At 71.3% G+C, this 22,721-nt stretch carries 17 protein-coding genes and 1 tRNA gene; 3 read left to right on the plus strand and 15 right to left on the minus strand.

The features are described from left to right. The 10 genes from pstB to pstC all read right to left on the minus strand — a co-directional run bounded on the left by pstB (position 1) and on the right by pstC (position 13,730). The gene (gene pstB / locus ACIPY5_RS03240; protein ID WP_309342025.1) at positions 1-765 is read right to left on the minus strand and encodes a phosphate ABC transporter ATP-binding protein PstB; all 765 of its coding nucleotides are present in this window, start codon (positions 763-765) and stop codon (positions 1-3) included. Between the two features lie 343 nt (positions 766-1,108). Next, the gene (locus ACIPY5_RS03245) at positions 1,109-2,083 is read right to left on the minus strand and encodes a sortase domain-bontaining protein (RefSeq protein WP_400966622.1); all 975 of its coding nucleotides are present in this window, start codon (positions 2,081-2,083) and stop codon (positions 1,109-1,111) included. Beyond that, positions 2,080-2,841, minus strand: a complete 762-nt coding sequence (locus ACIPY5_RS03250; protein WP_400966625.1) for a hypothetical protein — start codon at positions 2,839-2,841, stop codon at positions 2,080-2,082. Before ACIPY5_RS03250 ends, ACIPY5_RS03245 begins: the two co-directional genes overlap by 4 nt. Next, on the minus strand, positions 2,838-4,061 hold the full coding sequence (locus tag ACIPY5_RS03255) for a hypothetical protein (protein WP_400966627.1): 1,224 nt from the start codon (positions 4,059-4,061) through the stop codon (positions 2,838-2,840). The genes ACIPY5_RS03250 and ACIPY5_RS03255 overlap by 4 nt, the downstream gene beginning before the upstream one ends. 67 nt (positions 4,062-4,128) lie before the next feature. Next, complete coding sequence (locus ACIPY5_RS03260) at positions 4,129-5,508, minus strand: Ig-like domain-containing protein (RefSeq protein WP_400966630.1); 1,380 nt, start codon at positions 5,506-5,508, stop codon at positions 4,129-4,131. A 102-nt stretch (positions 5,509-5,610) separates the two neighbouring features. Then, positions 5,611-6,765, minus strand: a complete 1,155-nt coding sequence (locus ACIPY5_RS03265) for a hypothetical protein (RefSeq protein WP_309339888.1) — start codon at positions 6,763-6,765, stop codon at positions 5,611-5,613. A 161-nt stretch (positions 6,766-6,926) separates the two neighbouring features. Beyond that, positions 6,927-9,665, minus strand: coding sequence for a hypothetical protein (locus ACIPY5_RS03270; protein WP_400966634.1), 2,739 nt, complete (start codon positions 9,663-9,665; stop codon positions 6,927-6,929). Further along, on the minus strand, positions 9,665-11,329 hold the full coding sequence (locus ACIPY5_RS03275; RefSeq protein WP_400966637.1) for a phosphate ABC transporter substrate-binding protein PstS: 1,665 nt from the start codon (positions 11,327-11,329) through the stop codon (positions 9,665-9,667). The genes ACIPY5_RS03270 and ACIPY5_RS03275 overlap by 1 nt, the downstream gene beginning before the upstream one ends. Continuing rightward, positions 11,326-12,621 carry a phosphate ABC transporter permease PstA gene (gene pstA / locus ACIPY5_RS03280; RefSeq protein ID WP_400966640.1) on the minus strand — a complete coding sequence of 432 codons (1,296 nt, stop codon included), beginning with the start codon at positions 12,619-12,621 and terminating at the stop codon, positions 11,326-11,328. Before pstA ends, ACIPY5_RS03275 begins: the two co-directional genes overlap by 4 nt. Positions 12,622-12,632: 11 nt before the next feature. Beyond that, positions 12,633-13,730, minus strand: coding sequence for a phosphate ABC transporter permease subunit PstC (pstC, locus tag ACIPY5_RS03285; RefSeq protein ID WP_309339564.1), 1,098 nt, complete (start codon positions 13,728-13,730; stop codon positions 12,633-12,635). A 263-nt stretch (positions 13,731-13,993) separates the two neighbouring features. Here pstC and ACIPY5_RS03290 point away from each other — a divergent pair, with 263 nt between their 5' ends. The 3 genes from ACIPY5_RS03290 to ACIPY5_RS03300 all read left to right on the plus strand — a co-directional run bounded on the left by ACIPY5_RS03290 (position 13,994) and on the right by ACIPY5_RS03300 (position 16,706). Next, the gene (locus ACIPY5_RS03290) at positions 13,994-15,361 is read left to right on the plus strand and encodes a sensor histidine kinase (protein WP_400966643.1); all 1,368 of its coding nucleotides are present in this window, start codon (positions 13,994-13,996) and stop codon (positions 15,359-15,361) included. Then, a complete protein-coding gene (locus tag ACIPY5_RS03295; protein WP_309339560.1) occupies positions 15,358-16,038 on the plus strand; it encodes a response regulator transcription factor in 681 nt (226 codons plus the stop codon). The genes ACIPY5_RS03290 and ACIPY5_RS03295 overlap by 4 nt, the downstream gene beginning before the upstream one ends. Positions 16,039-16,232: 194 nt before the next feature. Next, positions 16,233-16,706, plus strand: a complete 474-nt coding sequence (locus ACIPY5_RS03300) for a hypothetical protein (protein WP_400966647.1) — start codon at positions 16,233-16,235, stop codon at positions 16,704-16,706. Between the two features lie 93 nt (positions 16,707-16,799). Here ACIPY5_RS03300 and ACIPY5_RS03305 read toward each other — a convergent pair. From ACIPY5_RS03305 to ACIPY5_RS03325, 5 genes are all read right to left on the minus strand, one after another. After that, a tRNA-Gln gene (locus ACIPY5_RS03305) sits at positions 16,800-16,871 on the minus strand. Between the two features lie 227 nt (positions 16,872-17,098). After that, positions 17,099-18,604 (minus strand): glutamate--tRNA ligase, encoded by a 1,506-nt coding sequence (gltX, locus tag ACIPY5_RS03310; RefSeq protein WP_400966650.1) that lies wholly within the window; start codon positions 18,602-18,604, stop codon positions 17,099-17,101. 89 nt (positions 18,605-18,693) lie between these two features. Further along, a complete protein-coding gene (locus ACIPY5_RS03315) occupies positions 18,694-20,244 on the minus strand; it encodes a S8 family serine peptidase (RefSeq protein WP_400966653.1) in 1,551 nt (516 codons plus the stop codon). 155 nt (positions 20,245-20,399) lie between these two features. Beyond that, positions 20,400-21,665, minus strand: a complete 1,266-nt coding sequence (locus ACIPY5_RS03320) for an MFS transporter (RefSeq protein WP_400966655.1) — start codon at positions 21,663-21,665, stop codon at positions 20,400-20,402. Continuing rightward, positions 21,662-22,441 (minus strand): fumarylacetoacetate hydrolase family protein, encoded by a 780-nt coding sequence (locus ACIPY5_RS03325; RefSeq protein ID WP_400966658.1) that lies wholly within the window; start codon positions 22,439-22,441, stop codon positions 21,662-21,664. Before ACIPY5_RS03325 ends, ACIPY5_RS03320 begins: the two co-directional genes overlap by 4 nt. Positions 22,442-22,721 lie beyond the last annotated feature (280 nt).

Consider the following 22,721-nt stretch of genomic DNA (forward strand, 5'->3'; position numbering starts at 1 on the left):
CTAGCCGAACCGCCCGTTGACGTAGTCGTAGGTGCGCTGGTCCTGAGGCTCCGCGAACATCGCATCCGTGTCGCCGTGCTCGACGATATGGCCCGGCTGACCGCCCGAGGCGAGGAAGAACGCGCACTGCTGCGAGACGCGCTGCGCCTGCTGCATGTTGTGCGTCACGATGACGATCGTGACCTCCTTCTTCAGTTCGGTCATGGTCTCTTCGATGACCCTGGTGGAGGTGGGATCCAGAGCGGAGCAGGGCTCGTCCATGAGCAGCACGCGGGGCTTGACCGCGAGCGATCGCGCGATGCAGAGCCGCTGCTGCTGACCGCCGGAGAGACCTCCGCCGGGCTGGCGCAGCCGGTCCTTCACCTCGGTCCAGAGGCCGGCGCTCGTGAGCGACCGCTCCACCAGCTCGTCCTTGGCGCTTCGTCCCGCGCGCACGCCGGTGAGCTTCAGGCCGGCGACCACGTTGTCGTAGATGGACATCGCGGGGAACGGATTCGGCTTCTGGAAGACCATGCCGATGTGGCGGCGCGCGTCCTGCAGCTTCCGGTCGCGGTCGTAGACATCGTCCCCGTCCAGCAGGACCTCCCCGGCGAGCGACGCGGAGGGCACGAGCTCGTGCATCCGGTTGAGGATCCGCAGGAACGTCGACTTGCCGCATCCCGACGGGCCGATGAGCGCGGTCACCTGCCCCGCGGGCATGGTCAACGACACACGATCGAGCACCTTGTGCTGCCCGAACCACGCCGAGACGTCGCGCGCCACCAGCTCCGAGAGCGGCGCCGCCGGACTCGCGACGGGCTCCTCGTGGAACGTCACGATGCCGTCCGTCCGGTCGGGATCGCCGGCCGGATCCGGAGCGGCGAACGGCCGCGGGTGCGGGCCGACCGGGATCACGGCCGTCACGTCCTCCGGCGGGGCGGCGGCCGGGGGCGCCCAGCGCTGTTCCGGAGCCGGCACCACGCTGGTGACGTCCTCGGGGTGCGCCGCGCCGATGTGGGCGTCGATGGCGCTGCGCTGTGCGGCGAGTGCCGCGGCCTGGTCGGTGTAGGGGTTCATGTCTTCCTCGTGGTCGGGCGCCGGGGCGCGGTCGGTGAGCCGTGCTCCGGGGTCACAGCAGGTTCGGGAGGGCGTTCATCACGGCGTCGGCCGTCGCGACCCCGAAGGCGACGAGGACCGGCACGCCGATCACCCAGGCCTGCCAGCGCCCCCAGGATCGCCACAGCCACCACACGGCGATGCCTGCGACCGCGAGGAACACGAGCGCGAAGAAGGCGAGGAACCATCCCGGTGAGTCCTGTCCCATCCCCCGTTCCCCGATCGGCAGCGCCGGGTAGGCCATCACCCGGGACGGCGTCTGCCGCGCGGTCGAGGTCAGCTGGGCGTCGACGTGCAGCACGCCCGACGGGAACAGGGCGAGTCCGTCGGCGGTCTGCAGCTCGAGCCGCCCCTGGGTTCCGGAGAGCGGCGCGGGCATCGGATCCCCGGCACGGCGCAGACCGAAGACCGTGAACTCGTTCGTGCCCTGCCCCGTCGTGACGCGGATCTCATCGCCCGGCTTGAGCCGGTTCAGCTGCGAGAACGGCCCGCCGTACGTGCTCTGCCTGCCGAGCACCACCGCGGTCCCCGACTGCCCCGGCATCACGGAGTCGCGGCGATGTCCCGGCCCGTCCCGGAGCACCTCCGCGCCGGTGCCTTCGACGACGACCTCCTTCAGGCCGATCGCGGGGATCTCCAGGTAGGCGACCGGCGTGCCGATCTCGGCCATCCGGTCCGCGTCGACGAGCTGTCCGACCGGCGTCTCGGCCTTGGCCAGCGAGACGCGCAGCGCGTTGTAGGAGAGCGTCTGCGCCCGATAGTGCTGCAGGGCCGAGAACACCGTCGCGTGCACGACGAGGGAGAGGAGCAGCACGGAGACGGTGAGGATCGCCGCACCGGCCCACCAGCGCCCGTCCCTCGGCGGGGGCGCCGGTCGCATCACGGGAACGGAGAGGCGGTGCCCGAAGACGCGCCGGCGCCGCCGCGCCGACGTCCGCGCCGTCGACTCGGTCGCGGGCGTCATGATCGTGCTCCCCGAGCGCTTCATGCCGTCCTCGCCTCGGGCACGCGCAGGGCGCGCATCAGCCACCAGGCGACCCCCAGGAGCAGGAGGAGTCCGATCCCTCCCCCGGCCCACCAGGCCCAGGGCGGGACGCCCTGGATCCCCGGGGCGGCGGTCGCGGGGACCAGCTCGACCAGGAAGCGCGAGGCGGCGACCCGATGGGACTGCCAGCCGGTGAGCTGCACCGTGTGCTGGCCGGCGTTCAGCTCTTTGGGCAGCGCGAACGCGTGCTGCACCCTGCCCTCGGCGTCGGCCGCGACGTTGGCGACGAGAGTCCCTTCGCCGAAGAGCACGATCTGCACCTGCTCGCCGGGGGCGAACCCCTCGCTGCTCACCGTGACGGTGTCGCCCGGGCGATAGGTCGCACGATCGACCGCGGCGTGCTCCGCAGTGCCGGCCGGCGCCTTCGGGATCGACGGTTCCTTGGCCTCTGTCGCGGATGCGATGCCGGCCGAGCCGATCACCGTCGTCCCGGTCCCCGCGGAGCCGCCGGCCCCGCCCCCGCTCCCGGCTCCGGAGCCGGTCCCGGCCTTCCCCGGCGTCACGGGCTGCGTCGGAGACGTCGGCGACGCGGTCGCCTCCGGCACGGTCACCGTCACGGCGACCGGTGCGCCATCGGGGGGCGTGCTGTCGTCGGCCGAGGCGGGGAGCGAGGATCCGAACGGAGCGACGAGCCCCAGGACCAGGGCCAGCGCCAAGAGCGGGACGGGGACTCCGCGGCGGAGGCGGGGACGGCGGATCATCGCGCGTTCTCCTTGTCGAAGACGGTCGCGGCGCGCTCGGCGCCGACGAGGTCGGGGGCGTCGGAATCAGGAGCGGATCCCGCCAGGAGTGCCGTCTGGCGGGCGCGCTCCTCGGCGCGGATCGCGTCGGCGTAGTCGGCGAAGTCCTGGGCGAGCAGGTCCCGTCGCCGACGGCGAATCCGCAGCACGACCCATCCGCCGCCGACCAGGAGCGCGATCAGGGCCAAGAGCGACCAGGGAACGGCCCAGGTCTCGGCGGACGCGCGCGCGGGGGCCGGGAGCGGATCCTCGGCGGCGACGCCGTCGGCCGGCGCCGGGGCGAGCACGACGTCCGCGAAGAGCAGGAGGAGCGGCGGGATGCCAGGCACCGAGGCCGTGACGTGGCCCGTGCCGCCGGGCATGAGGTTGCGCACCTCGGGGAGCGTGACCGTCCCGAGGTCGATCCCGAACGGGCCCGTGAAGCGCACCGAGGGCTGCACGGAGAGGCGGGTGTTGCCGGTGTTGGCGACGTCGACGCCGAAGAACCCGCCGCCTGCGGCGAAGGGGTTCAGGTTCGCGTCATAGCCGGCCACGGCGCCCGAAGCCCCGACTCCGGCGCGAAGCGCGCCATCGACGCGCAGGTAGATGCGGGTGCCGACCCGGTTTTCACGACGCACACTCGCCGCCCCGTCGCCGGCGCCCGTGCTGAACGAGGCGACGATGCCCGCCGCGTGGTCGCCGGGCGACGCGTCGTGCGGGACCGTGATCGTGATCGGGATGTCGGCGCGGGCACCGGGATCGAGCACGAGCACGATGCCGAGCCCGGCGGCGCAGGCGGCGTCAGCCGGGTTCGCGCAGGCGGCGGGACCGTCGTGCACCGCGGTCCACGCGCCGAGGTCGGTCGAGGCGCGGTCCGCGCCGATCAGGGTGAACGCCGCGGTGTCGTAGTCGGTCTTCGCATCGGCCGCGTAGACGCGGAAGGTCGCGGGCTCCGCCGACCGGTTGGTGACGGCGACCCAGTCGGTGATGACCGAGCCGGGGGCGACCTGGTACGAGAACTCGGTGCGCCCGTCGGGGCCCGCGGGCGTGGAGGGCTGGATGCTCCAGGTGACCTCGCCGTCGGCGTGCGCGGGCTGCGGCGACGCGACGGCGAGCTCCGCTCCGACGGCCACGACGAGCAGGGCGGCGAGCAGGGCGGGCGGGCGGATCCGTCGGGCGGTCGGGCGGAGCGACGTGCGCATGGGGTCTCTCATTCGGAGGGGCGGGATCCGGGGCCCGGCCGTCGCGACGGCGACCGGGCTCCGGTTCTCAGATGAGCGTCAGGGTGAGGACGCCGCTGTACTTGCCACTGGGTGCGTCGGCGGGCACCGACAGCTTCAGGTCGGCCTTGACGCTGGTCTTGACGTTGGCCTGACTGTCGCCGGCGCCGGTCACGAGGGTCTTCTCAGAGCCGAGTCCTCCGTTCGATCCGGGCGCGACGGCCTCGCCGGCGGAGCCGGCGCCGTCGACCCGCGCCGGGGTCCAGCCGAGGTTCGACGCGGCGATCTTGCTCGTGCCGCTCGTCAGATCGGAGATCTTGCCGTTGAGCGTCCACCCCTTGGCGGCGCTGCGCCGGTCGTCGTTCACGGTGACCGTGCCCAGCGCACCGGTGGCGATCCAGACGGATCCCTTCACGCGCTTGTCGGTGCTGCTCAGCGCGAGCGGCTGCGGCTTGACCGAGATGCTGAGGCCCGTCGGAGCGGTGTCGGTCGCCTCCGGCACGCCCACGCTGATCTCGGTGCTCGAGGAATCGCCCGGGGTGGGGGTTCCGCCGTCCGGTGGTGTCGTGGCGTCGGCGGATCCTTCCGACGCGTTGTAGGCGGAGTCCCCGGAATAGCTCGCGCGGAAGGAGTAGGCGGTGCCGGGGGCGAGCCCGGAGACGGCGAGCGATGCCACGCCGTTCGCGACCTCGACCGCGGACCCGACATTGACGCCGCCCTGTGCGAACTGCACCGTCCCGGTGGCCCCGGCCGGTGCGACCGTGGCGGTGAGGGTCAGCGAGGTGGCCTTGACAGACGCCACGGCCAGGACGGTCGTGGTGTCGCTCTTCGGAGCGGTCCGCGGGACGAAGTCCCACCTGTTCTGCTCCCAGCTGCCCTTGATGAAGCCGAAGAAGTACTTCGCATTCCCGATCGGGGACGTCGCCGTCGGGGCTCCTGCCGCCCCTGCCGGCGGGTCGCAGGTGATGACGAGGGCGTTCGTGCCGCTCGGGTTGGACTCCGGCGTCAGGTTCTGCCAGGTACCGAGCGGGAACTCCGGCAGGTAGATGGGATTCCCCTCGAGCCCCCACGCCGGGGCGTCCGGGTTGGGCTCACGCATCTTCAGTCCGGTCGTCGCACCGGACGCCGTCACGATGAAGGTCCGGGACGAGGAGCGGTAGCCCTCCGGGCAGCCGCGGTCGATGCTGACGTCGGGAGCCGACTGCATCGCCGTGCTCTCCCATTGGCCGGTGTTCGCCAGCGGATCCGTGGTGAAGGCGTAGCGTCCCCCGTCGATGTCGTTGGCCGGGTCGAGCCGGTAGGGGAACGCGCTGTTGTCGACGCCGGGGTCGTAGGAGGGCGCGCCGGCGGCCTGTGCGGGGGCGGCGAGCCCGAGCACCAGCAGGGGCACGACGCCGAAGGCGGCGAGGGTGAGACGTGCGATCTTCATGGAGGTTCTGTTCCCTGGGATAGAGGTTCGGGGAGGGAGGCGGTCGGGAGGAGCGGTGGGGTCCGGGCGTGGACGGCCGGAGTCGTCCACGCCCGGGTTCATTCAGTTGGCGCGGAACGAGGTGACGTCGCCCGCGGTGTAGGTGACGCCGTTCACGACAGCGCCGCCCGTGATGTCACCGAAGCCGAAGTCCGTGATGGTCTTCTTGCCGGTGGTGGGGTTCTTCGCGGTGTACGCGAGACCGGTCGCGCCCTGGAACACGGTCGCCAGCGGCGAGCCCGCGGTCAGGTCGGCCGCCTTGACGACGGTGAAGACCGGACGCGAGATCGGGAACGCCGTGTTCAGCACGTTCGAGACGGTCGGTGCGGTGCCGTTCACGCTGCCGAGGACGGCACCGTGACGACGGTCGACGACCGTCACGCCGTACTGCGACGCGAGGGATCCGCTGTTGTTCTGACCGATCCACTGCGCGATCGAGAACGGCGAGATCGCGTTGGGGACGTCCGCGAGGACGCTGCCGTCGTGCTCCTGCACGCTGACCGACGCGCCGGCCTTCGTGTAGTTGTCCGCGACCGCGCTGCCGACCGTCGTGATGCCGAGCTCGCTCAGCCAGAACTTGCGGGTCCCGGAGTTCGCCTGCGGCAGGAACGGCACGATCTGGGCGCCCGCGGTGGTCTGCTTGCCCACCTTGAAGGTGCCGACGCTCAGGGTGACGTTCGTGTTGTCGTTGGCGGAGTAGATCGCGGTCAGGTCGGCCTTCGTGAGGTTCGCCGGAACCGAGGTCGTCGGCGCCTTCGCGAAGGACACGGCGTCGAGCGCGAGCGGGACGTAGGCGTAGGTGCCGCCCGTCACCCAGGTCGCCGCACTCGAGGAGCGCGCGAACTGGAGGTCGTTGTTGCCGAGGACCACGCCGTTGTACGCCGTGCCGGCCTTGGCCGCCTTGAGAGCGTTCACACCGGCGCCCGAGCCATCGGGACGCGAGAAGGTCGCGCCACCGGTGCGCGGGTTGATCGTCGCGGTGCCCGTCGCGTCGTAGGACGCGAGGACCTTGGCGCCACCGATCTTGACGACCTCCGAGAGACCGTTGTTGACGTCCTGCGTGGTGTCCGAACCGACGCCCGCGAGCGGACGCGTGGTCGGGCCGCCGGCAGGGGTGCCGCTCGGGTCGGCGAGCGCCGGAGCGGCCGCGCCGAACGCCACCGCGCCGGCGACGAGAGCCGCGAGCGCGCCGAGACGCCAGGTGTTCTTGGTTGACATGTGCTTAACCTTTCGGTTACTGTTTCCCCTCGTTACCCTTGCCCCTTGTGGGCACCGGCCCTCTTCCGCTCCACGGAGGAGGGCCGTTCCCATCCCGGCGGGGAACACGTTCCGGGTGGAAAGCCTGTGCGCCGCGCTGAGCGCGACGGTGCGCGCGCGGTTCATCCGATCCCCCGCCGACGGAGCAGGAAGGGGCTGGCCACGAGGCCGGCGATGCCGGCCACGAGCGTCCCGCCGAGCGCGGTCTGGCTCGCCGCCGACACCGCGTCGGTGTTCGTGGCTGGCGTGACGCCGGTCGCGGTGACGCCGGTGCGGGTGGCGGGCGTGTTCGCCGCGGGAGCCGCTGCCGCCGGCGCCGCGCCCGCCGGGCGGGCTGCCGCCGGCGCCACGGCAGCAGGGCCGGCGCCGTCCTTCGTCGGCGGGTGCCGTAGCTGCTCGGCCACCGCGGATGCCTGCTGGCGCTGGCTGTCGCTCAGCGGGACGTAGCTGTCCGGGAGCTGCCCGGGCGCCGTCCCGGGGACCTGCCCTGCACCGGCCGCATAGTCGAGGAACCCCGCGTAGGACGACCGCGCCGCCTCGTCCAGCTTGGCCTGGGTGACGTCGACCGCCGCATAGAGGGTGGTCGTGAGCGGGTAGCCGTCCTCGGGGAACGCCCCGAAGTCGGCCGTCGCCGTTCCGGTCGCCGGATCGGTGTGCTGGGCGGCGAGAGCCGCCGCCATCGACGCCGCCGTCGGAGCGACGAAGCTGCGTGCGCTCACGACCGTCGACTCGTCCGTCCGCTCCGCCCGCGGGGCACCCAGACTCGCGAGGGCGAGTCCGTACCGATGGGCGGCGCCGAGATCGGCGGGACCGAACGCGCGATACCCGAAACGCCCGCTCCCCGGATCCACGGTGACCCACCCGGGGACGACCTGCCCTCCCGTGACCCTGTTGGTGCTCCAGGAGTCGATCCGCTTGGTGTCGCCGCGGAAGATCCGGCTGGTGTTCCCGGCGAAGCTCTCGGAGAACGGGATCTGGCTGACGGCGTCGTACGTCTCGCCATGGGTCTGCTCGACGAGCTCGCCGCGCAGTGTGTAGTCCGGAGCCACCGTCCGATCGGCGCGGAGGAAGCGATCCATCGGCTGGGTCGCCAGGTCGATGTCGCGCAGTCCGCCGTCCCGTGCCTGAGGGTTGCTCGCCGGGAGATAGTACGGATTGATCGTGTTCCCCCACGGATCGGGCTCACCGCGCAGGAAGGCGGCCGCGTCGGCATCGGATCGCAGATACTGCCAGAGCAGCGCCGTCACGTCGTCGGATTGCGGCCCGACGACGAGGAACAGTCCCCGGCATTCGCCCGGGCTCCCCGGCGCAGGATTGCCGAGGGCGACCCATTCCGGGTCATCGCACATCGAGAGCGGACGGTTCGGCCAGTACTGGTCGACGTTGTCCGGGAAGCTGTACTGATATGCGGGGACTTCGAACTTGTACGACATCGTCATGACCTTCGCGAGCAGACGCGGGGTCAGCTTCATCTCCCGGCTGGTCGCCGGCTTGTCGGCGGCCGACTGCCATCGGAACGCGATGGCGAGGGCCGTGTTCGCCACCGGGGCGTAGCGCAGGGTCGCGCTGTTCAGCAGCGCGGGATCGGCGAGGCCGATCGTGCCGGGTGTCAGCGGTCGACCGACGACGACCATCGAGGACTGCCCGGTGAGCAGCTGCGCGCGATTGAGATCGCCCGAATTCGTGTTGAAGCTCAGGGTGCCGGTCCCGGAGCCGCAGAGCGCCCCCTGCCAGGAGCTGAATGCGGTGGCGAGCAGCTCGGTGCCGGAGACGCGCCGTTCCATGGCGCCGGGCGGGCACGACGGCGCGGTGCTGGCCAAGTCCAGCGGGACGACGATCCGGTCCTGCCAGGCCGCGCACGCCGGGTCGACCGGCGAGCCGCTCTGAACGCCGTTCCAGCCCTGCTTCCCCCATGGCACGGGGTAGAAGGCCCCGCCGGTGGTGCAGGGCTTGTCCGCCGCCAGGGCGTTGGAATGCGTCCCTCGCGGGACGACGACGAGCCAGCACCGCTCGCCCGCGCCCTGGAGCTCCGCCGCCTTCCCGCAGCCGAGATAGGGCTGGCTCAGCGCCGACTGGACCTCGAAACCCGTGCGCGCGGTGCCGTCGGATCCGATCGCGACGAAGGGCTGCTCGTTGCTGGTGCTCGGTCCGAAGAAGCGCGCCGTCCCGTCGGTCGTGATCGTGACCGGCGTCGAGCCGGAGCCCGTCACCGTCGTCTGCACGCTGGCGTCCCCGGTGACCGCGAGGAACCTGCTCGGATCGGAGAAGAGGTTCTCCCCCGCCCTGCTGACCACGGACGTCCCGAGCGCTGATCCGAGGACCGTCCCCGAGGACGACGCCGCGCCGCTGTAGGCCCCGTACTGGCAGGTCTGGTTGAAGTCCGCGGCGCTCGGATCCGGACCCCAGCACTGCATGAGCTGGAGGAAGTTCGAGGCGACGCCGTTCGTCGGCAGGTTCGAGGTCCCCATGCCCTTGGCGCTCACGACGACGGCCTCCTCCCGGAGGTCGGCGGTCTTCGACACGGTGACCTCGAGGTCCTTGAAGTCGTCCCAGTGCCCCGAGCCGTTGTCGGTGCCGTTGCCGTCGCTGGTGAGCGCGGCGTGATCCGGCTGGAACCGCTGCACGGCGGTGTCGTTGCCGCCCGCCCACTTCACCGTCACCGCGGATGCGGTCGCCCCGGCACCGTCCTCTGCGGCGGCCGGCGCGACGCCGAATCCGGCGACCCCGCCGAGACCGAGCATCGCGCCCACCACCGCTGCCAGCGATGCCAGGGCGATCCCCCGGCCGGCGAGACGGCGGATCCTGCTGCGGCGTGCCCCCCGGCGCGCATCCGTCTCGCGGTTCCCCGCTCCTGCCGACATCATCGTCCTCCTCCGAGGCCGTGCGCCTCGGCACGGACGTGAGCCGGCGCGCCCGGACGCCGGCGCCGGCGGGTCAGCAGCGGCGGGAGCACGGCGGCGAGCGCGAGCCCTCCCCCTCCGCCGAGAGCGGCGATCGCGGGCACCGGACCGGCGCCGGTCGCCGCGAGCACCTGCGGCGTGGCGGTGAGCACGGTCGGCGCCTTCCCGGTATCGACCGCACCCGGATCCTGCCCCGAGGGCCCGGCGGATCCGGCACTCCCGGCCGGTCCGGTCCCGGTCGCCGCGGGCCCTGCGCCGTTGGTCTCCGCGGCGGCTGCCGGATCGTTCGCCGAAGGCGCGGTGTCGGTGCCCTTGGCTCCTCCGGTCCCGGTTAGGCACTGGCTCGGCCCCTGGCGATCGCAGTCCGGAGGCAGCGGCGCCTCGTTCGCGAGCCGGTTCGATCCATCCGGCGTGAAGGTCGGGTTGTTGCAGTCGTTGATGCCCTTGATCTGCGGATTCCCGCCGGGGATCTTCTTGATCTGCGACTGCCCGGCCTGCACCAGGTTGATCGGAAGCGGCGAGTAGCCGAGAACGTCGGCCTGCTGCTGCCCCTCGCAGAGGAAGTACGCGCCGAAGTCGGCGAGGGTCATGCCCTTGTCCTCGGTGAAGTTGTTGCTCAGATCCGTCGGCAGGATGATGTAGCTGTAGCTGGAGAGCGGGTACGTGCGGGGGTCGCCGTCGCCGTAGACGTCGCGCAGATCCTGCGTCAGGTAGTCCGGCGAGCCCGCGTCCTCGTTGATGTGCGCACGCAGCAGCGCGACCGCCACGTTCGGCGCGGTCGGCTCGGAGTAGTAGCCGGAATTGTTCAGCATCTTCACCACCGGGAAGCCGCTGTTGAGCGCGTACGAGTACTCCACGAAGGTGATCGCCCCGGCCGACTGCGGCTGGGCCACGTAGCCGGCGACGCCGTTCGACCCCGCGCGGGCCACGAAGCCGCTGCCCGCCTGCACCGGGTAGTTGCTCGTGACACCGCAGTGGTCGCCGATGACCGGGCGCCCCACCTTCGCGCAGTAGGCGTCCCACAGCGCGGACTGCTCCTGGCGCATCCAGATCGTGAACTGCGCGGTGGCGCCCGAGCCGTCGGAGCGCACCACGGGCACGATCGGGATCGCCGGAAGCGCCAGCGCCGGGTTGTCGGCGGCGATCGCCGGATCGTTCCAGGTGCTGATGACGCCCGTGAAGATCTTCGCGAGCACCTCGCCGGACAGGCGGAGGTTGGTCACCCGGCGTCCCGCGATCTGAAGGTTGTACATGAACGACGTGCCTCCGGCCACGATCGGCATGTAGGCGAAGCCGCGGTTGGGTCTGGTGTCGCCCTCGTTGCTGTTCCCGATCGCGTAGGGGATCTCGCTGACGCCGAAGTCCGAGGTGCCGTTCGCGAAGTCGTTGCGCCCCTGGGTGGATCCCGACTCGGAGTAGGTGATCTTCCACTGGTAGTTCGCGAAGACGTTGCGGATCCACTGCTGCAGGGCGTTGGCCGACCAGGTCGAGCCGGAGCCGTTGATCGGCGCATGCACCGACCCCGCGGCGTTCGCGGGGGCGGCGAGCTGCAGTCCCCCGCCGACCGCGATGAGGACGCCGAGCAGGGCGACGAGCAGGCGCACCCGGCCGAACCGGCGGCTCATCGGTCCGCCCCCTGCGCGACCACGCCGGCGGAGGGAGGCACCGGGGCCGGCAGCGGCATCCGCTCGCGCTCCCGGGCGGCGAATCGTGCCGCGTCCCGCGCCGAGGCGGACCGCGCCCTGGCCTGCCCGCGCGGCGAGAGCACTCCGGCTCCCTTCCCTCCGATCGCCCTGGCCAGCAGGAACAGCAGGAAGACGAGCGTCATCAGCACCGCCGCCGCACCGAAGCCGCGCGCGATCTGGGTCGGCTCCGGGCTCTTCACGAGGGTGAAGGTCGCGAACGGCAGCGACACCATCGGGCCGGAGAACGGATTGAGGTTGAAGAACGTCGTGTACCCGGCCGTGAGCAGCACAGGGCTGGTCTCGCCGATCCCCCGGGCCGTGCCGAGGACGATCGCCGTCATCAGTCCGGATCGGCTGGTCGGCAGCACGACGTTCCACACCGTGCTCCACTGCGAGGCGCCCATCGCGAGCGACGCCTCCTTGAGCGTCGAGGGCACGAGCCGGAGGACGACGTCCGCCGAGCGGATGATGATCGGCAGGATCATGATCGTGATGGCGAGCGCGGCGGCGAACCCCGACTTGTCGAGTCCGAACATCAGCACGTAGGTCGCGTAGATGAACAGCCCGCACACGATCGAGGGAAGCGCCGTCATCGCCTCGGTCACCGTGCGCACGATGTTGGCGAACGGCGAGGGGAACTCCGACAGGAAGACCGCGCACAGCAGTCCCAGCGGGATCGCGATGATCAGCGCGATCCCGATCATGATCAGGGTGCCGACCGCGGCGTGCGCCATGCCGCCGACCGTGAGCGGATCCAGCGGACCGGCGAGCGAGAGGTCCTGCACCCAGAAGTTCGCGCGCAGGAACGCCGATGAACCCCGCACCAGCGTGAAGACGACCACGACGGCCAGCGCGAGCAGCAGGACGACCGCCGCCGAGTGGATCACGACCGCCCAGACACGGTCGACGATCGTGATCCGGTTGTCGTCGAAGCTGATGAGCACGACGAAGAAGCCCAGGAACAGCACGTACGAGATGAGCACGAAGGGCAGTGCGCCCTCGAACGCGGCTGCCTGCGTCGCCAGCCACCACGTGGCGCAGAGCGCCGCGACCGCCGCACCGACGACCCGCAGCACGTCCCCGCGGCGCACCGACGAGAGGTCGCGCCGGGACTCAGGAGTGCTCTCGTGCAGGAACCCGTCGCGTCCGGGCACCCTGGTACGGGTCATCCGCCCGGCCAGCTGGGCCCGGCGCACCCGCGGCGTGCGCTCTCGTGTGGTCTCGATCGTCACGGTGTCTTTCCTCAGCTAGCGGCGCCGGAACGCGAACGGGAGATGATGAAGCCGGCGATGAAGTTGACGGCCATCGTGATCAGGAACAGCACCAGGCCTGCGGCCATCAGGGCGGAGAGCTCGAATCGGGAGGCCTCGCCGTAGCGCAGCGCGATGAGCGAGGAGATGCTGTTGGTGCCGGTGGACAGCACGTGCCCGTTGATGACGAAGATCGGCGAGATCACGAGGTACACCGCGATCGTCTCCCCGAGGGCGCGGCCGAGACCGAGCATGGTCCCGCCGATCATCCCGCCGAGCCCGAACGGGAACACCACGGAACGGATCATCCCCCACTTCGACGCGCCGAGAGCGAGCGCCCCCTCGCGCTCCCCGATCGGCGCCTGCGAGAACACCTCGCGCATGATCGACGCGGCGATCGGCGCCACCATCATCGACACGACGAGTCCCGCGAGGAACGCCGATGCCGTGAAGACGGTCGGGGTCGCCAGCGGGTCGGCCGGGTCGAACTTCGGCACGGAGAGGAACGGGATCCAGCCGAAATAGGTGCTGATCCACTGCGCGACCGGCAGGATCTGACCCTCCAGCCAGAACATCCCCCAGAGGCCGTAGACGACGCTGGGGATCGCGGCCATCAGATCGACGATCCCGATCAGGAGCCGCTTGACGCCCTGCGGCGCGTACTCCGAGATGTAGGTGGCCGTGCCGATCGCCAGCGGGAGTGCGACGCCGATCGCGATGAGCGCGATGACCACGGTTCCGAACAGCACCGCGGCGATGCCGAAGTGCCCGGAATTCGGCTCCCAGGCCTGGGTGCCGAGGAACCCCCATCCCGCCTTCTCGATCGCGCCGAAGCCGCGGATGAGGAGGAAGAGCCCGACGAGCGTCATGATCGCGAGCACCACGACACCGCCGCCGTGCGACCCGATCCGGAACAGGTTGTCCTGCCAGCCGCGCCGGGTGGAGAGCGGCCGGCGGGGATCGACCCTGGCATCGGCCGGCGCCGGGGAGTCGTCGAGTCCGAGATCGCGCAGCATGCGGCGCTCGTTCTCGATCTCGTCCGCGAGGGCGGCGCGCTCATCGGTGCTGCTGCGGCGATCGGGCTGGCTCATCGGGTCTCCGTGACGGGCGGGCGGCGGGCCGGTCGGCGCGCTGCCGCAGTCATCCTTGCTCAAAGGAGGCCCGGACGAAAAGCCGGATGAGCGCTGAAAAGCGGCAACCAGGCGATGACCTGGAAGTGAACTTCCGGTGACCACGGCGGGTCCTGGCCGCGAGAATCCGCGGAATGGCGTCCGAGCCGTCCAGGCCCGCCGCGTTCGACGGCGCGTGCAGTGGGAGCATCGAGGGGCAGGAGAACCATCCAAAGGGAGGGGCCATGCCCGAGGGCGTCACCGCTCGCCACGGCTCGACCGTGCGCGTCGCCCGCGCATTGAGCCGGACGATCGTGCCCGCCGCGGTCTGCGCCAACGTCGGCTGCTACCTGCTCGGGGTGATCGTGCTGCGTGAGCTCGGCCTGGATTCCGCGGTCCCCGCCGACGCCTGGCGCATGGTGAGCGTCATCGCCCTCATGGGCGTGCAGGGCATGTGGCTGCTCTGGCGCCGGTCCGCCAGCTGCGCCATCGCCTCGCTCGTGCTCTGGACGGCGGCGATCCTGGTCGGCGGTTCGGTCGCGGTGGCGGTTCAGCCGGGGATGCTACTCGCCCTCTTCACGCTGGCCGCAGAGGCCCATCGCCTCACGGTGGTCCTCATCGCAGGGACCGGACTCCTCTCGACGATGCTGACGTTCGGCATCACGCACGTCCTCCTCGACATCGGTCACCCCGGAGCATGGGCGCGCCCCGCGGTGTGGATCGCGGCCGGCGCCGGCGCGCTCGCGACCGTCGGGACCCCTACGGTGCTGGGCGGCTGGTACGCGCAGCTGCGCGCCAGGGCCGAGCGCATCGCCGACCTCGCGCAGCGCGCCGCTGCGGGAGAGGCCGTCCGCACCGCGGAGGCCGTGGCGGCGGAGCGGCGCACCCTCGCGCAGGAGCTGCACGACACGTCCTCGGCGCACCTCGCGGCCATGCTCGCCCTCGCCGCCGCCGCGCAGAGCGGGCCGATCCGCACCGAGTCCCGCCACCGCGTGCTGATCGAGCAGATCCGCGACGAAGGCGAGCAGCTCTACCTCGGCTTCGAGCGGATGCTCGGCGCGATGCGCCAGGGCGACCGCACCCAGCCCGACACCCACCAGCCGGGGCATCAGCCGGGACAGCGGAGCGCGACAGAGATCGGCCCGCTCGTGGCGGAGCATCGCCGCATCGGCGGCGCGACCGTGGTGCTGGTGTGCGAACCGTCCCTGGAGGAGATCGATCTGCGCCTCGGACCCGTCCGCAGCCACATCGCCTACCGCGTGACGCAGGAGGCGCTCAACAACGTCCGCAAGCACGCGCCGGGCGCCGCGGTCTCGGTGACCCTCGAGGAGGATGGTGCAAGTCTGCTGCTGACCATCGCGAACGAGGCCCCGCCGGCGAGCGCCTCGGGGATCCCCGAGCCCGCACGGCTCTCGCTCGGCTACGGCCTCGACGGCATGCGGGATCGGCTGCTCGCGGCCGGCGGGAGCCTGCGCACCGGACCGCGGCATGGCGGCGGCTGGTCGGTGAACGCGCTCCTGCCGCACCCCAGCCGGGGCGGCGCCGTCCTCCGCGCCGGCGAGAGCGCCGGCACGGCGTACGCGGCATCGCTCCCGCCCGAGGCCGTCGCATGATCCGCACCCTGATCGTCGACGACGTCGGCTCCGTCCGGCGCAGCCTGCGTGCACTCCTCGAGACGACCGACGACATCAGCGTCATCGGCGAGGCATCGGGCGGGATCCAGGCGATCGGGCTGGCCAGGGCGCTGCGTCCCGATGTCGTCCTCATGGATCTGCGGATGCCCGACGGCGATGGCCTTGATGCGGTGGAGGCCCTCAGCGGCATCGGTGTGACGGATCCGATCCCCGTGATCGTGTTCACGACCTTCCATCTCGACGAGTATCTCTACGGCGCCTATGAGCGCGGGGCTGTCGGCTTCCTGCTCAAGAAGAATCCGGGCGACATCCCGGCGGCGATCCGCGCGGCCGTCAACGCGAACGCACTCCAGTCCCCTGCGGTCCGCGAACGGCTGCTCGCGGACTACGCCAGAGGATCGCACCGCGCGCGGCGGACGACCCGAGGCAGCGCCGAGCCCGCAGCCGAGCCGCGCCTCGTCGACATGCTCACCGAGCGCGAGCTCGAGGTCGTCGCGGCGCTCGCCGGCGGGCTCAGCAACAAGCAGATCGCCGCCAGGCTGAACCTGGGCGAGAACACCGTCAAGTGGCACATCCGCAACATGCTGGACAAGTCGGGCGCGACCGATCGCACCCAGCTCGCGCTCTGGGCCGTGCGCCACGGGCTCAACCCGTAGCCTGCGACGTCATGTTACGTCGCCCCGCCCCCTCCGATCGGAGGGTCCTGCCGGCCGGAATCCTGCGGAATCCTCCGCTCGGCCCCCTCCGACGGACGGGGGTGCCCGGAAGGACCGACCGGATCGGTGGTTGGCTGTGCACGAACGCGACGCCCACGAGGCGGATCGCGCCAGCGGACGACGGAGGCCGGTCCATGTCAGAGCCCCTCAGGCGGGTTTCGCGACTCGTGCTGTTCTCGACGGCCGATCCCTGGTATCCGATGCGCACGGCCCGACGTGCCCAGCTGCTCGCGATGCTCCCGGTCGACCCGACCGAGGCGGTGTCGGCACCCGATCCGGACTCGAGGCCTCACCGGTCCGGCGCCTACTGGGAGTACCTCCAGGCCGACGATCGCCCGTTGTTCCTGCGGGCTCACGATCTCGAGGACGAGAACGACGCCCGACGCGATGCCAGAGCGACCTTCGAGTCGGCGGGGATGCTCAGACCCGTCTTCGTCCGCGATCCCCGGTCCGACGCCCTCGCGTGGTGGCTCGTGCGCGACCGGCGGGTCGTGCTGGTCCCGTCCCGCGTGTGGCTCCCCACGCAGCGCCTCGCCCTGGCCCGCCATCTGCGCGGTGCACGCCGCGCGCTCCGGGCGCAGCCCCCGTGGGGCGGCTACATCCCGTGACCCTGTCCGCTGGCATCGCCGGAGGCGTTCTCCGCCGGGAACGACAGAGGCCCGGAGCACTGATTCCTCAGTGCTCCGGGCCTTCTCTGTCTGCTGGGGTACCTGGACTCGAACCAAGAACAACTGAACCAGAATCAGCCGTGTTGCCAATTACACCATACCCCAAGGGCGAAACCTGGGCCTCGCACCGAGAGTCAAGCCTACCCGAGCCAGCACCGGAAGCGCAAAACGACCGCGCCGCCGTCACGCCCGGGCGCGTCGCTTCCCTGCCGCGTTCGGGGCGGGATCCAACGTTTTGGGGCGCGCTACACCGGGAAACCCGGGCGTGGCGCGCCCCAAAACGATCGAATGCGCCCCGAACCGAGGCCGAGGCAGCGACCCGGGGACCCGTGTCAGCCGAGGAACTCCGCCAGCGCGCGCAGGCGGCGCAGCGATTCGTCCTTGCCAAGCAGCTCCATCGACTCGAACAGCGGCGGAGACACCCGGCGGCCGGTCAGCGCGACGCGCGGCGGGCCGTAGGCGACCCGGGGCTTGAGGCCGAGGCCGTCGACGAGAGAGGCCGCGAGGGCATCCTGGATCGCCTCGGTCGTGAAGGTCTCGAGCGGTTCGAGCGCGGCGGCGGATGCGGTCAGCACCTCCGCGGCGTTCGCCGGAAGGCCCTTGAGCGCGTCCTCGTCGTACGACACCTGGTCCGAGAAGAGGAAGCCGAGCAGACCAGGCACCTCACCGAGCAGCTGCACGCGCTCCTGCACGAGCGGCGCCGCACGGAACGCGAGCACGATCTGCTCATGCGTCGGCTCGCCCTCGAACACGTCGGCGGCGGCGAGGTACGGCAGGATCCGCTCGGCGAAGTCCTTCGCCTCGAGCTTGCGGATGTGGTCGCCGTTGATGGACTCGGCCTTCTTCTGATCGAAGCGGGCCGGGTTCGGGTTCACGTTCACGATGTCGAACGCCGCGGTGAACTCCTCGAGCGAGAAGACGTCGCGGTCGGGTCCGATCGACCAGCCGAGCAGCGCGAGGTAGTTCAGCAGGCCCTCGTGGATGAAGCCGCGCTCGCGGTGCAGGAACAGGTCGGCCTGCGGGTCGCGCTTGCTCAGCTTCTTGTTGCCGGTCTCCCCCAGCACGAGCGGCATGTGCGCGAAGCGCGGGACGAACGTCGTCACGCCCGCGTCGATGAGCGCGCCGTAGAGTGCGAGCTGACGTGCGGTGGAGGGCATGAGGTCCTCGCCGCGCAGCACGTGCGTGATGCCCATGAGCGCGTCGTCGACCGGGTTCACGAGCGTGTACAGCGGGGCGCCGTTGGGGCGCACGACGACGAAGTCGGGGAAGGATCCTGCCGGGAACGTCACCTCGCCGCGGATGAGGTCGACGTAGGTGAGGTCCTCGTCCGGGACGCGCAGACGCAGCGCGGGCTGACGCCCCTCGGCGCGGAACGCGGCGCGCTGGTCGTCGGTCAGATCGCGGTCGAAGTTGTCGTAGCCGAGCTGCTTCGCGCGGCCGTTCGCCTCGTTGCGGGCGTCGATCTCCTCCGCCGTCGAATAGCTCTCGTAGACGGCGCCGGACGCCTTGAGCTTCTCGATCACGCCCTGGTAGATGTCACCGCGCTGCGACTGGCGGTACGGCTCGTGCGGGCCGCCGACCTCGACGCCCTCGTCCCAGTCGATCTTGAGCCAGGTCAGCGCGTCGACGAGCTGGCGGAAGCTCTCCTCGCTGTCGCGCGCGGCGTCGGTGTCCTCGATGCGGAAGACGAGCTTGCCGCCGGTGTGCCGGGCGTAGGCCCAGTTGTACAGCGCAGTGCGGACCATGCCGACGTGCGGCAGGCCGGTCGGCGAGGGGCAGAACCGGACGCGGACGTCGGATCCGGAGGCGGTCGTGGTGCGGGGATCGGGAGTAGCCATAGCCCTTCGATTCTAGATGCGCACGGCTCGTCCCCCGAGCAGGGTCCGGGGCCGGACGGAGGATCCCCGCCCGGCCCCGGATCCCGGATTCACTGCGCGACGAGCTGCGCGACGTATCCGGGCACCGTGGGCGAGCCCCATCCGGTGGTCAGGTCGTAGCCCGTCGTGGTCGGGTATCCCGGGACGGCGTTCGGCGTGAGCGAGCCGTCGGCGGCGAGCGCCCACATCCGGTTGCTGTCGAGCACGCCGCTCGGCGTCGTCCCGTAGGTCTGCGGCACGATGTCGTTGAACGCCGCGGAGTGGTCGAACGTCGGGCTGTAGAGCGCCTTGTTCAGATCGCCGATCGGCCCCTTGCCCACGGCCGCCCTGGCCTGGTTCGCGATCGCGGTCGCTGCGGCCGCCTGCGGCGAGGCCGCCGAGGTGCCGCCGTACACGCCCCAGGCCGCGGGACCCTCGGTGCTCGGGAAGTAGGTGTGGTAGACGAGCACACCTCCGTTCACCGCCGCATTCCACGCGATGTCCGGGACGCCGCGCGCACTGCCGACCACGCCGGAGACGCCGTCCTGGAAGGCCGGGCGCGGGTAGATCGTGGACAGGCCGCCGCCCGTGCCGATCTGCAGTCCGCCCTCGTTCCAGACGGCCTCGGTGTCACCGCCGGAGTTCCACGCCCAGTACGCCGGGTTGCGGGCGCCGCTCGCGAGATACGGCACGTCCTGCGTGGGGTTCCACGTCCAGCCGTCCTGCACCTGGGTGCCGCCGACCGAGGTCACGTACGGCGAGACGTTCGGGTAGCTGACCTCGGGGGTCGTGCCGACGGTCGACTTGCGCTTGACGTTGGTGAATCCGGTGGATCCGTTGTCGCCAGAGGACGAGAAGAACGTGTCGCCCTTCGCGAGGCCCCGCTGGAACGTCTGGTCGAACTTCGTGAACTGCGACTTCGCCGCGCTGGCGGATCCGAAGGTCTGCTCGTCGGTGCCGAAGGACATCGAGAACACGGTGCCGGAGGGGTACTTCGCGATCGCCCAGTCGATGGCCTTCATCAGGTTCGGCACGCCCTGCACGCCCTGCGTCTCCGAGGGCGGGGTGCCCAGCAGCACGATGTGGGCCTTGGGGGCCATCGCGTAGGCCCACTGCACGTCGAGGTTCGCCTCGCCCGCCCAGCTGGCTGCGGCGTTCGGACCGGACTGCCCGACGCCCTTGCCCGTCGGGTTCTTGTAGTCGGGCATGCCGAGCGGCGCCACCGACTCGAAGTCGGGGGTCGGACCGCCGAAGGTCTGGGCGAAGAAGTTCAGGTCATCGGCGGCGGTGGGGCTGCCGTAGGCGTCGACGAGCACGATCGTCTGGCCCGCGCCGTCGTTGCTGGACGCGAGAGGACCGAGGCCGTAGTGCGCGCGCAGCTGATCCGGCGTGTAGCAGTGGATCGTCGTCGACACGCGATTGTCCGGCGCGGGGCGCTGGCACGCGATCGCCGCGCCGCCGGCATCGGCCTGGGAGGTGAACGCACTGTCCGGAGCCTGCGCCGCGAAGGGGACGACGCTCGCGGCCGGCGGTGGCGACGAGACCGGGGAGAGAGCGAGAGCGGTCGCCCCCGCCAGCGCCGAAACGCCGAGTGCGGCGAAGAGGGTCCTGGTACGTGACATGCCAACCTCCTTGTTGACGGATCACCCGAGCCACCGGGTCAGCGGCGCGGGACCGCCCATGACGCTACACCCGCGTCAGCGCTCTGCTACCGGATGTTCAGCGGTCTCATAAGGACGGATCCCGGCGCATCATCGCGACCGCGGCGACGTGCTCCTCATCGCTTCCCGAAGGGCGAGAGCACCACGATCGCGGCGACCACGACGAGGGCGGCGATGGCGAGCCCCGCGTAGGAGAAGGACTGCAGGATCACGCCGGCCAGCACCGCACCGCCCGCCGCGCTCAGGCTCATGAGAGAGTCGCTGCGGCCTTGGCGGCGTGTGCGCAGTTCGGGCGCGGAGGCTTCGGTCAGCAGCGCGGCACCGGCGACCGTCGCCGCGCTCCAGCCGAGCCCGAGCAGGATGAGCGCGACCATCACGCCCCACGTGGTCTCCCCCGCGAACATCGCGAAGCACAGGGACGCCACGAGCAGCGCCTGCCCGAGCAGCACGGTGCGCAACCGGCCCCAGCGGTCGGCGAGGATACCGAACACCGGCGACAGGCCGTACATCCCGGCCACGTGCATCGCGATCGTCACGCCGACGAGCACGGTGACGTCGAGCTCCATCGACATGCCGTCCATGCCGCCCATCGTCCCGCCGGCCACGGCCATGTGGGACAGGTGCACCGGCGTCATCGCCATGACCGAGGCCATCGTGACGTGCGAGCCCGCGATGGCGAAGATCGCGTAGCGGGCCGCGACCGGACGGTCGACGCGCTCGACGCCTGCGGCCACGGATCCGGTCTCGGGCAGCGTGCGAGAGGTGAGGAGCGGATCCGGCCGGAGCGCGATGAGGTACAGCGCGAACGCCGCGATCTGCGCGACGAGCGAGAACAGGTACGAGCCGGTGTGCGGCGGCATGCCGATCGCCCGGCCGAGCTGTTCGCCGGGGCCCAGCAGGAGCGGTCCCGCGACGCCGCCGATCGTGGTGGCCCACACGACGATGGACAGATCCCGGCCTCGATGCCGCGGCTGGGCGAGGTCCGTCGCCGCGAACCGGGACTGCAGATTCCCGGCGTTGCCCATGCCGATCATGATGATTCCGACCAGCAGCAGCGGGAACACGCGGATCGCGGCCGCGCCGATCACCACCACGATGCCGACCAGCGCGAGCAGGTTTCCGACCGTGAGCGCGAGGCGGCGTCCGCGGAGCCCCGCGAGGCGTGCCAGCGGGATCGCCGCGAGGGCGGCGCCGAGCGTCACCGAGGCCGTGGCGAGACCCGAGAGCGCGTCGCTGCCGGAGATGTCCGCGGCGAGCAGCGCCCCCAGCGAGACCGTCGCACCGAACGCGATCCCGCCGAGCACCTGGCCGAGCGAGAGGATGCCGACCGTACGGCGCTGGATCCTGGTGCGATCCAGCTCGGTCAGGGTCGCCGCGGTCACGAGGCGGGCAGGGCGTCGCGTACGGCGTTGCGCAGCGTGCCGATTCCGGAGATCTCGACCTCGACCGCGTCGCCCGCCCCGAAAGCGCCCACGCCGGCGGGGGTGCCGGTCATGATCACGTCGCCCGGGAGCAGGGTGAAGACGGCCGACGCGTACGCGATGATGTCGGCGACCGAGTGGATCATGTCGGTGAGCGGAGCGTGCTGGCGCACCTCGCCGTTCACACGGGTCGTCAGCTCCGCGGCGTCGAGATCGAACTCGGTCTCGATCCACGGGCCGAGCGGGCAGAACGTGTCGAAGCCCTTGGCGCGCGACCACTGGCCGTCCTTGCGCTGCAGGTCGCGGGCGGTCACGTCGTTGCCGACCGTGTATCCGAAGACATACTGGTGCGCATTCGCCGCGGCGACGTTCTTGGCGATGCGCCCGATCACCACGACCAGCTCGCCCTCGTGCTCGGTGCGCTCCGAGAGCGCGACGGGCCGCACGATGGTGTCGCCCGGGCCGATCACCGCGGTGTTCGGCTTGAGGAACAGCAGCGGCTCGGCCGGCGCTTCGCCGCCCATCTCGGCGGCGTGGTCGTGGTAGTTCTTGCCGACGCAGACCACTTTCGAGCGCGGGATCACCGGGGCGAGCAGCGCGGCGTCCGCGAGCGGCACCCGCTCCCCCGTCGTCTCGTAGCCTGCGAACATCGGGTCGCCGGCCAGCACGACCAGCTCGCCCTCGTCGAGGATCCCGTACTTGATGCCGTCGTTGTGGCTGAACCGAGCGATCTTCACGGATTCAGCCTATCCAGCGCCGCCCCTCGCCGGGCGACAACGGCGGCGGATCCGCGGTCTTGCTCCTGCCTGTCACTGCAGACCGTGTCCCACTTTCGGCGGTGAAACCGGGCTCAGGCGCACCGGATTCGGGACACGGCGACACCAGAAGTGGGACGCGGTGTGCCCTCGCCAAGTGTGCCCCGGACCATGTCCCACATTCGGCGGCGAAACCGGGCTCAGGCGCGCCGGATTCGGGACATGGTGACACCAGAAGCGGGACACGGCCTGCCCCGGCCGA

The sequence above is a fragment of the Microbacterium sp. NPDC089698 genome, assembly GCF_044749045.1.
Taxonomy (GTDB): domain Bacteria; phylum Actinomycetota; class Actinomycetes; order Actinomycetales; family Microbacteriaceae; genus Microbacterium.

Bases quoted from the DNA above. Each gene is read 5' to 3' on its own strand.
- ACIPY5_RS03245 (WP_400966622.1), bottom strand. From the start codon at position 2,083: ATGAAGCGCTCGGGGAGCACGATCATGACGCCCGCGACCGAGTCGACG.
- ACIPY5_RS03250 (WP_400966625.1), bottom strand. From the start codon at position 2,841: ATGATCCGCCGTCCCCGCCTCCGCCGCGGAGTCCCCGTCCCGCTCTTG.
- ACIPY5_RS03255 (WP_400966627.1), bottom strand. From the start codon at position 4,061: ATGCGCACGTCGCTCCGCCCGACCGCCCGACGGATCCGCCCGCCCGCC.
- ACIPY5_RS03260 (WP_400966630.1), bottom strand. From the start codon at position 5,508: ATGAAGATCGCACGTCTCACCCTCGCCGCCTTCGGCGTCGTGCCCCTG.
- ACIPY5_RS03265 (WP_309339888.1), bottom strand. From the start codon at position 6,765: ATGTCAACCAAGAACACCTGGCGTCTCGGCGCGCTCGCGGCTCTCGTC.
- ACIPY5_RS03270 (WP_400966634.1), bottom strand. From the start codon at position 9,665: ATGTCGGCAGGAGCGGGGAACCGCGAGACGGATGCGCGCCGGGGGGCA.
- ACIPY5_RS03275 (WP_400966637.1), bottom strand. From the start codon at position 11,329: ATGAGCCGCCGGTTCGGCCGGGTGCGCCTGCTCGTCGCCCTGCTCGGC.
- pstC (WP_309339564.1), bottom strand. From the start codon at position 13,730: ATGAGCCAGCCCGATCGCCGCAGCAGCACCGATGAGCGCGCCGCCCTC.
- ACIPY5_RS03290 (WP_400966643.1), top strand. From the start codon at position 13,994: ATGCCCGAGGGCGTCACCGCTCGCCACGGCTCGACCGTGCGCGTCGCC.
- ACIPY5_RS03295 (WP_309339560.1), top strand. From the start codon at position 15,358: ATGATCCGCACCCTGATCGTCGACGACGTCGGCTCCGTCCGGCGCAGC.
- ACIPY5_RS03300 (WP_400966647.1), top strand. From the start codon at position 16,233: ATGTCAGAGCCCCTCAGGCGGGTTTCGCGACTCGTGCTGTTCTCGACG.
- gltX (WP_400966650.1), bottom strand. From the start codon at position 18,604: ATGGCTACTCCCGATCCCCGCACCACGACCGCCTCCGGATCCGACGTC.
- ACIPY5_RS03315 (WP_400966653.1), bottom strand. From the start codon at position 20,244: ATGTCACGTACCAGGACCCTCTTCGCCGCACTCGGCGTTTCGGCGCTG.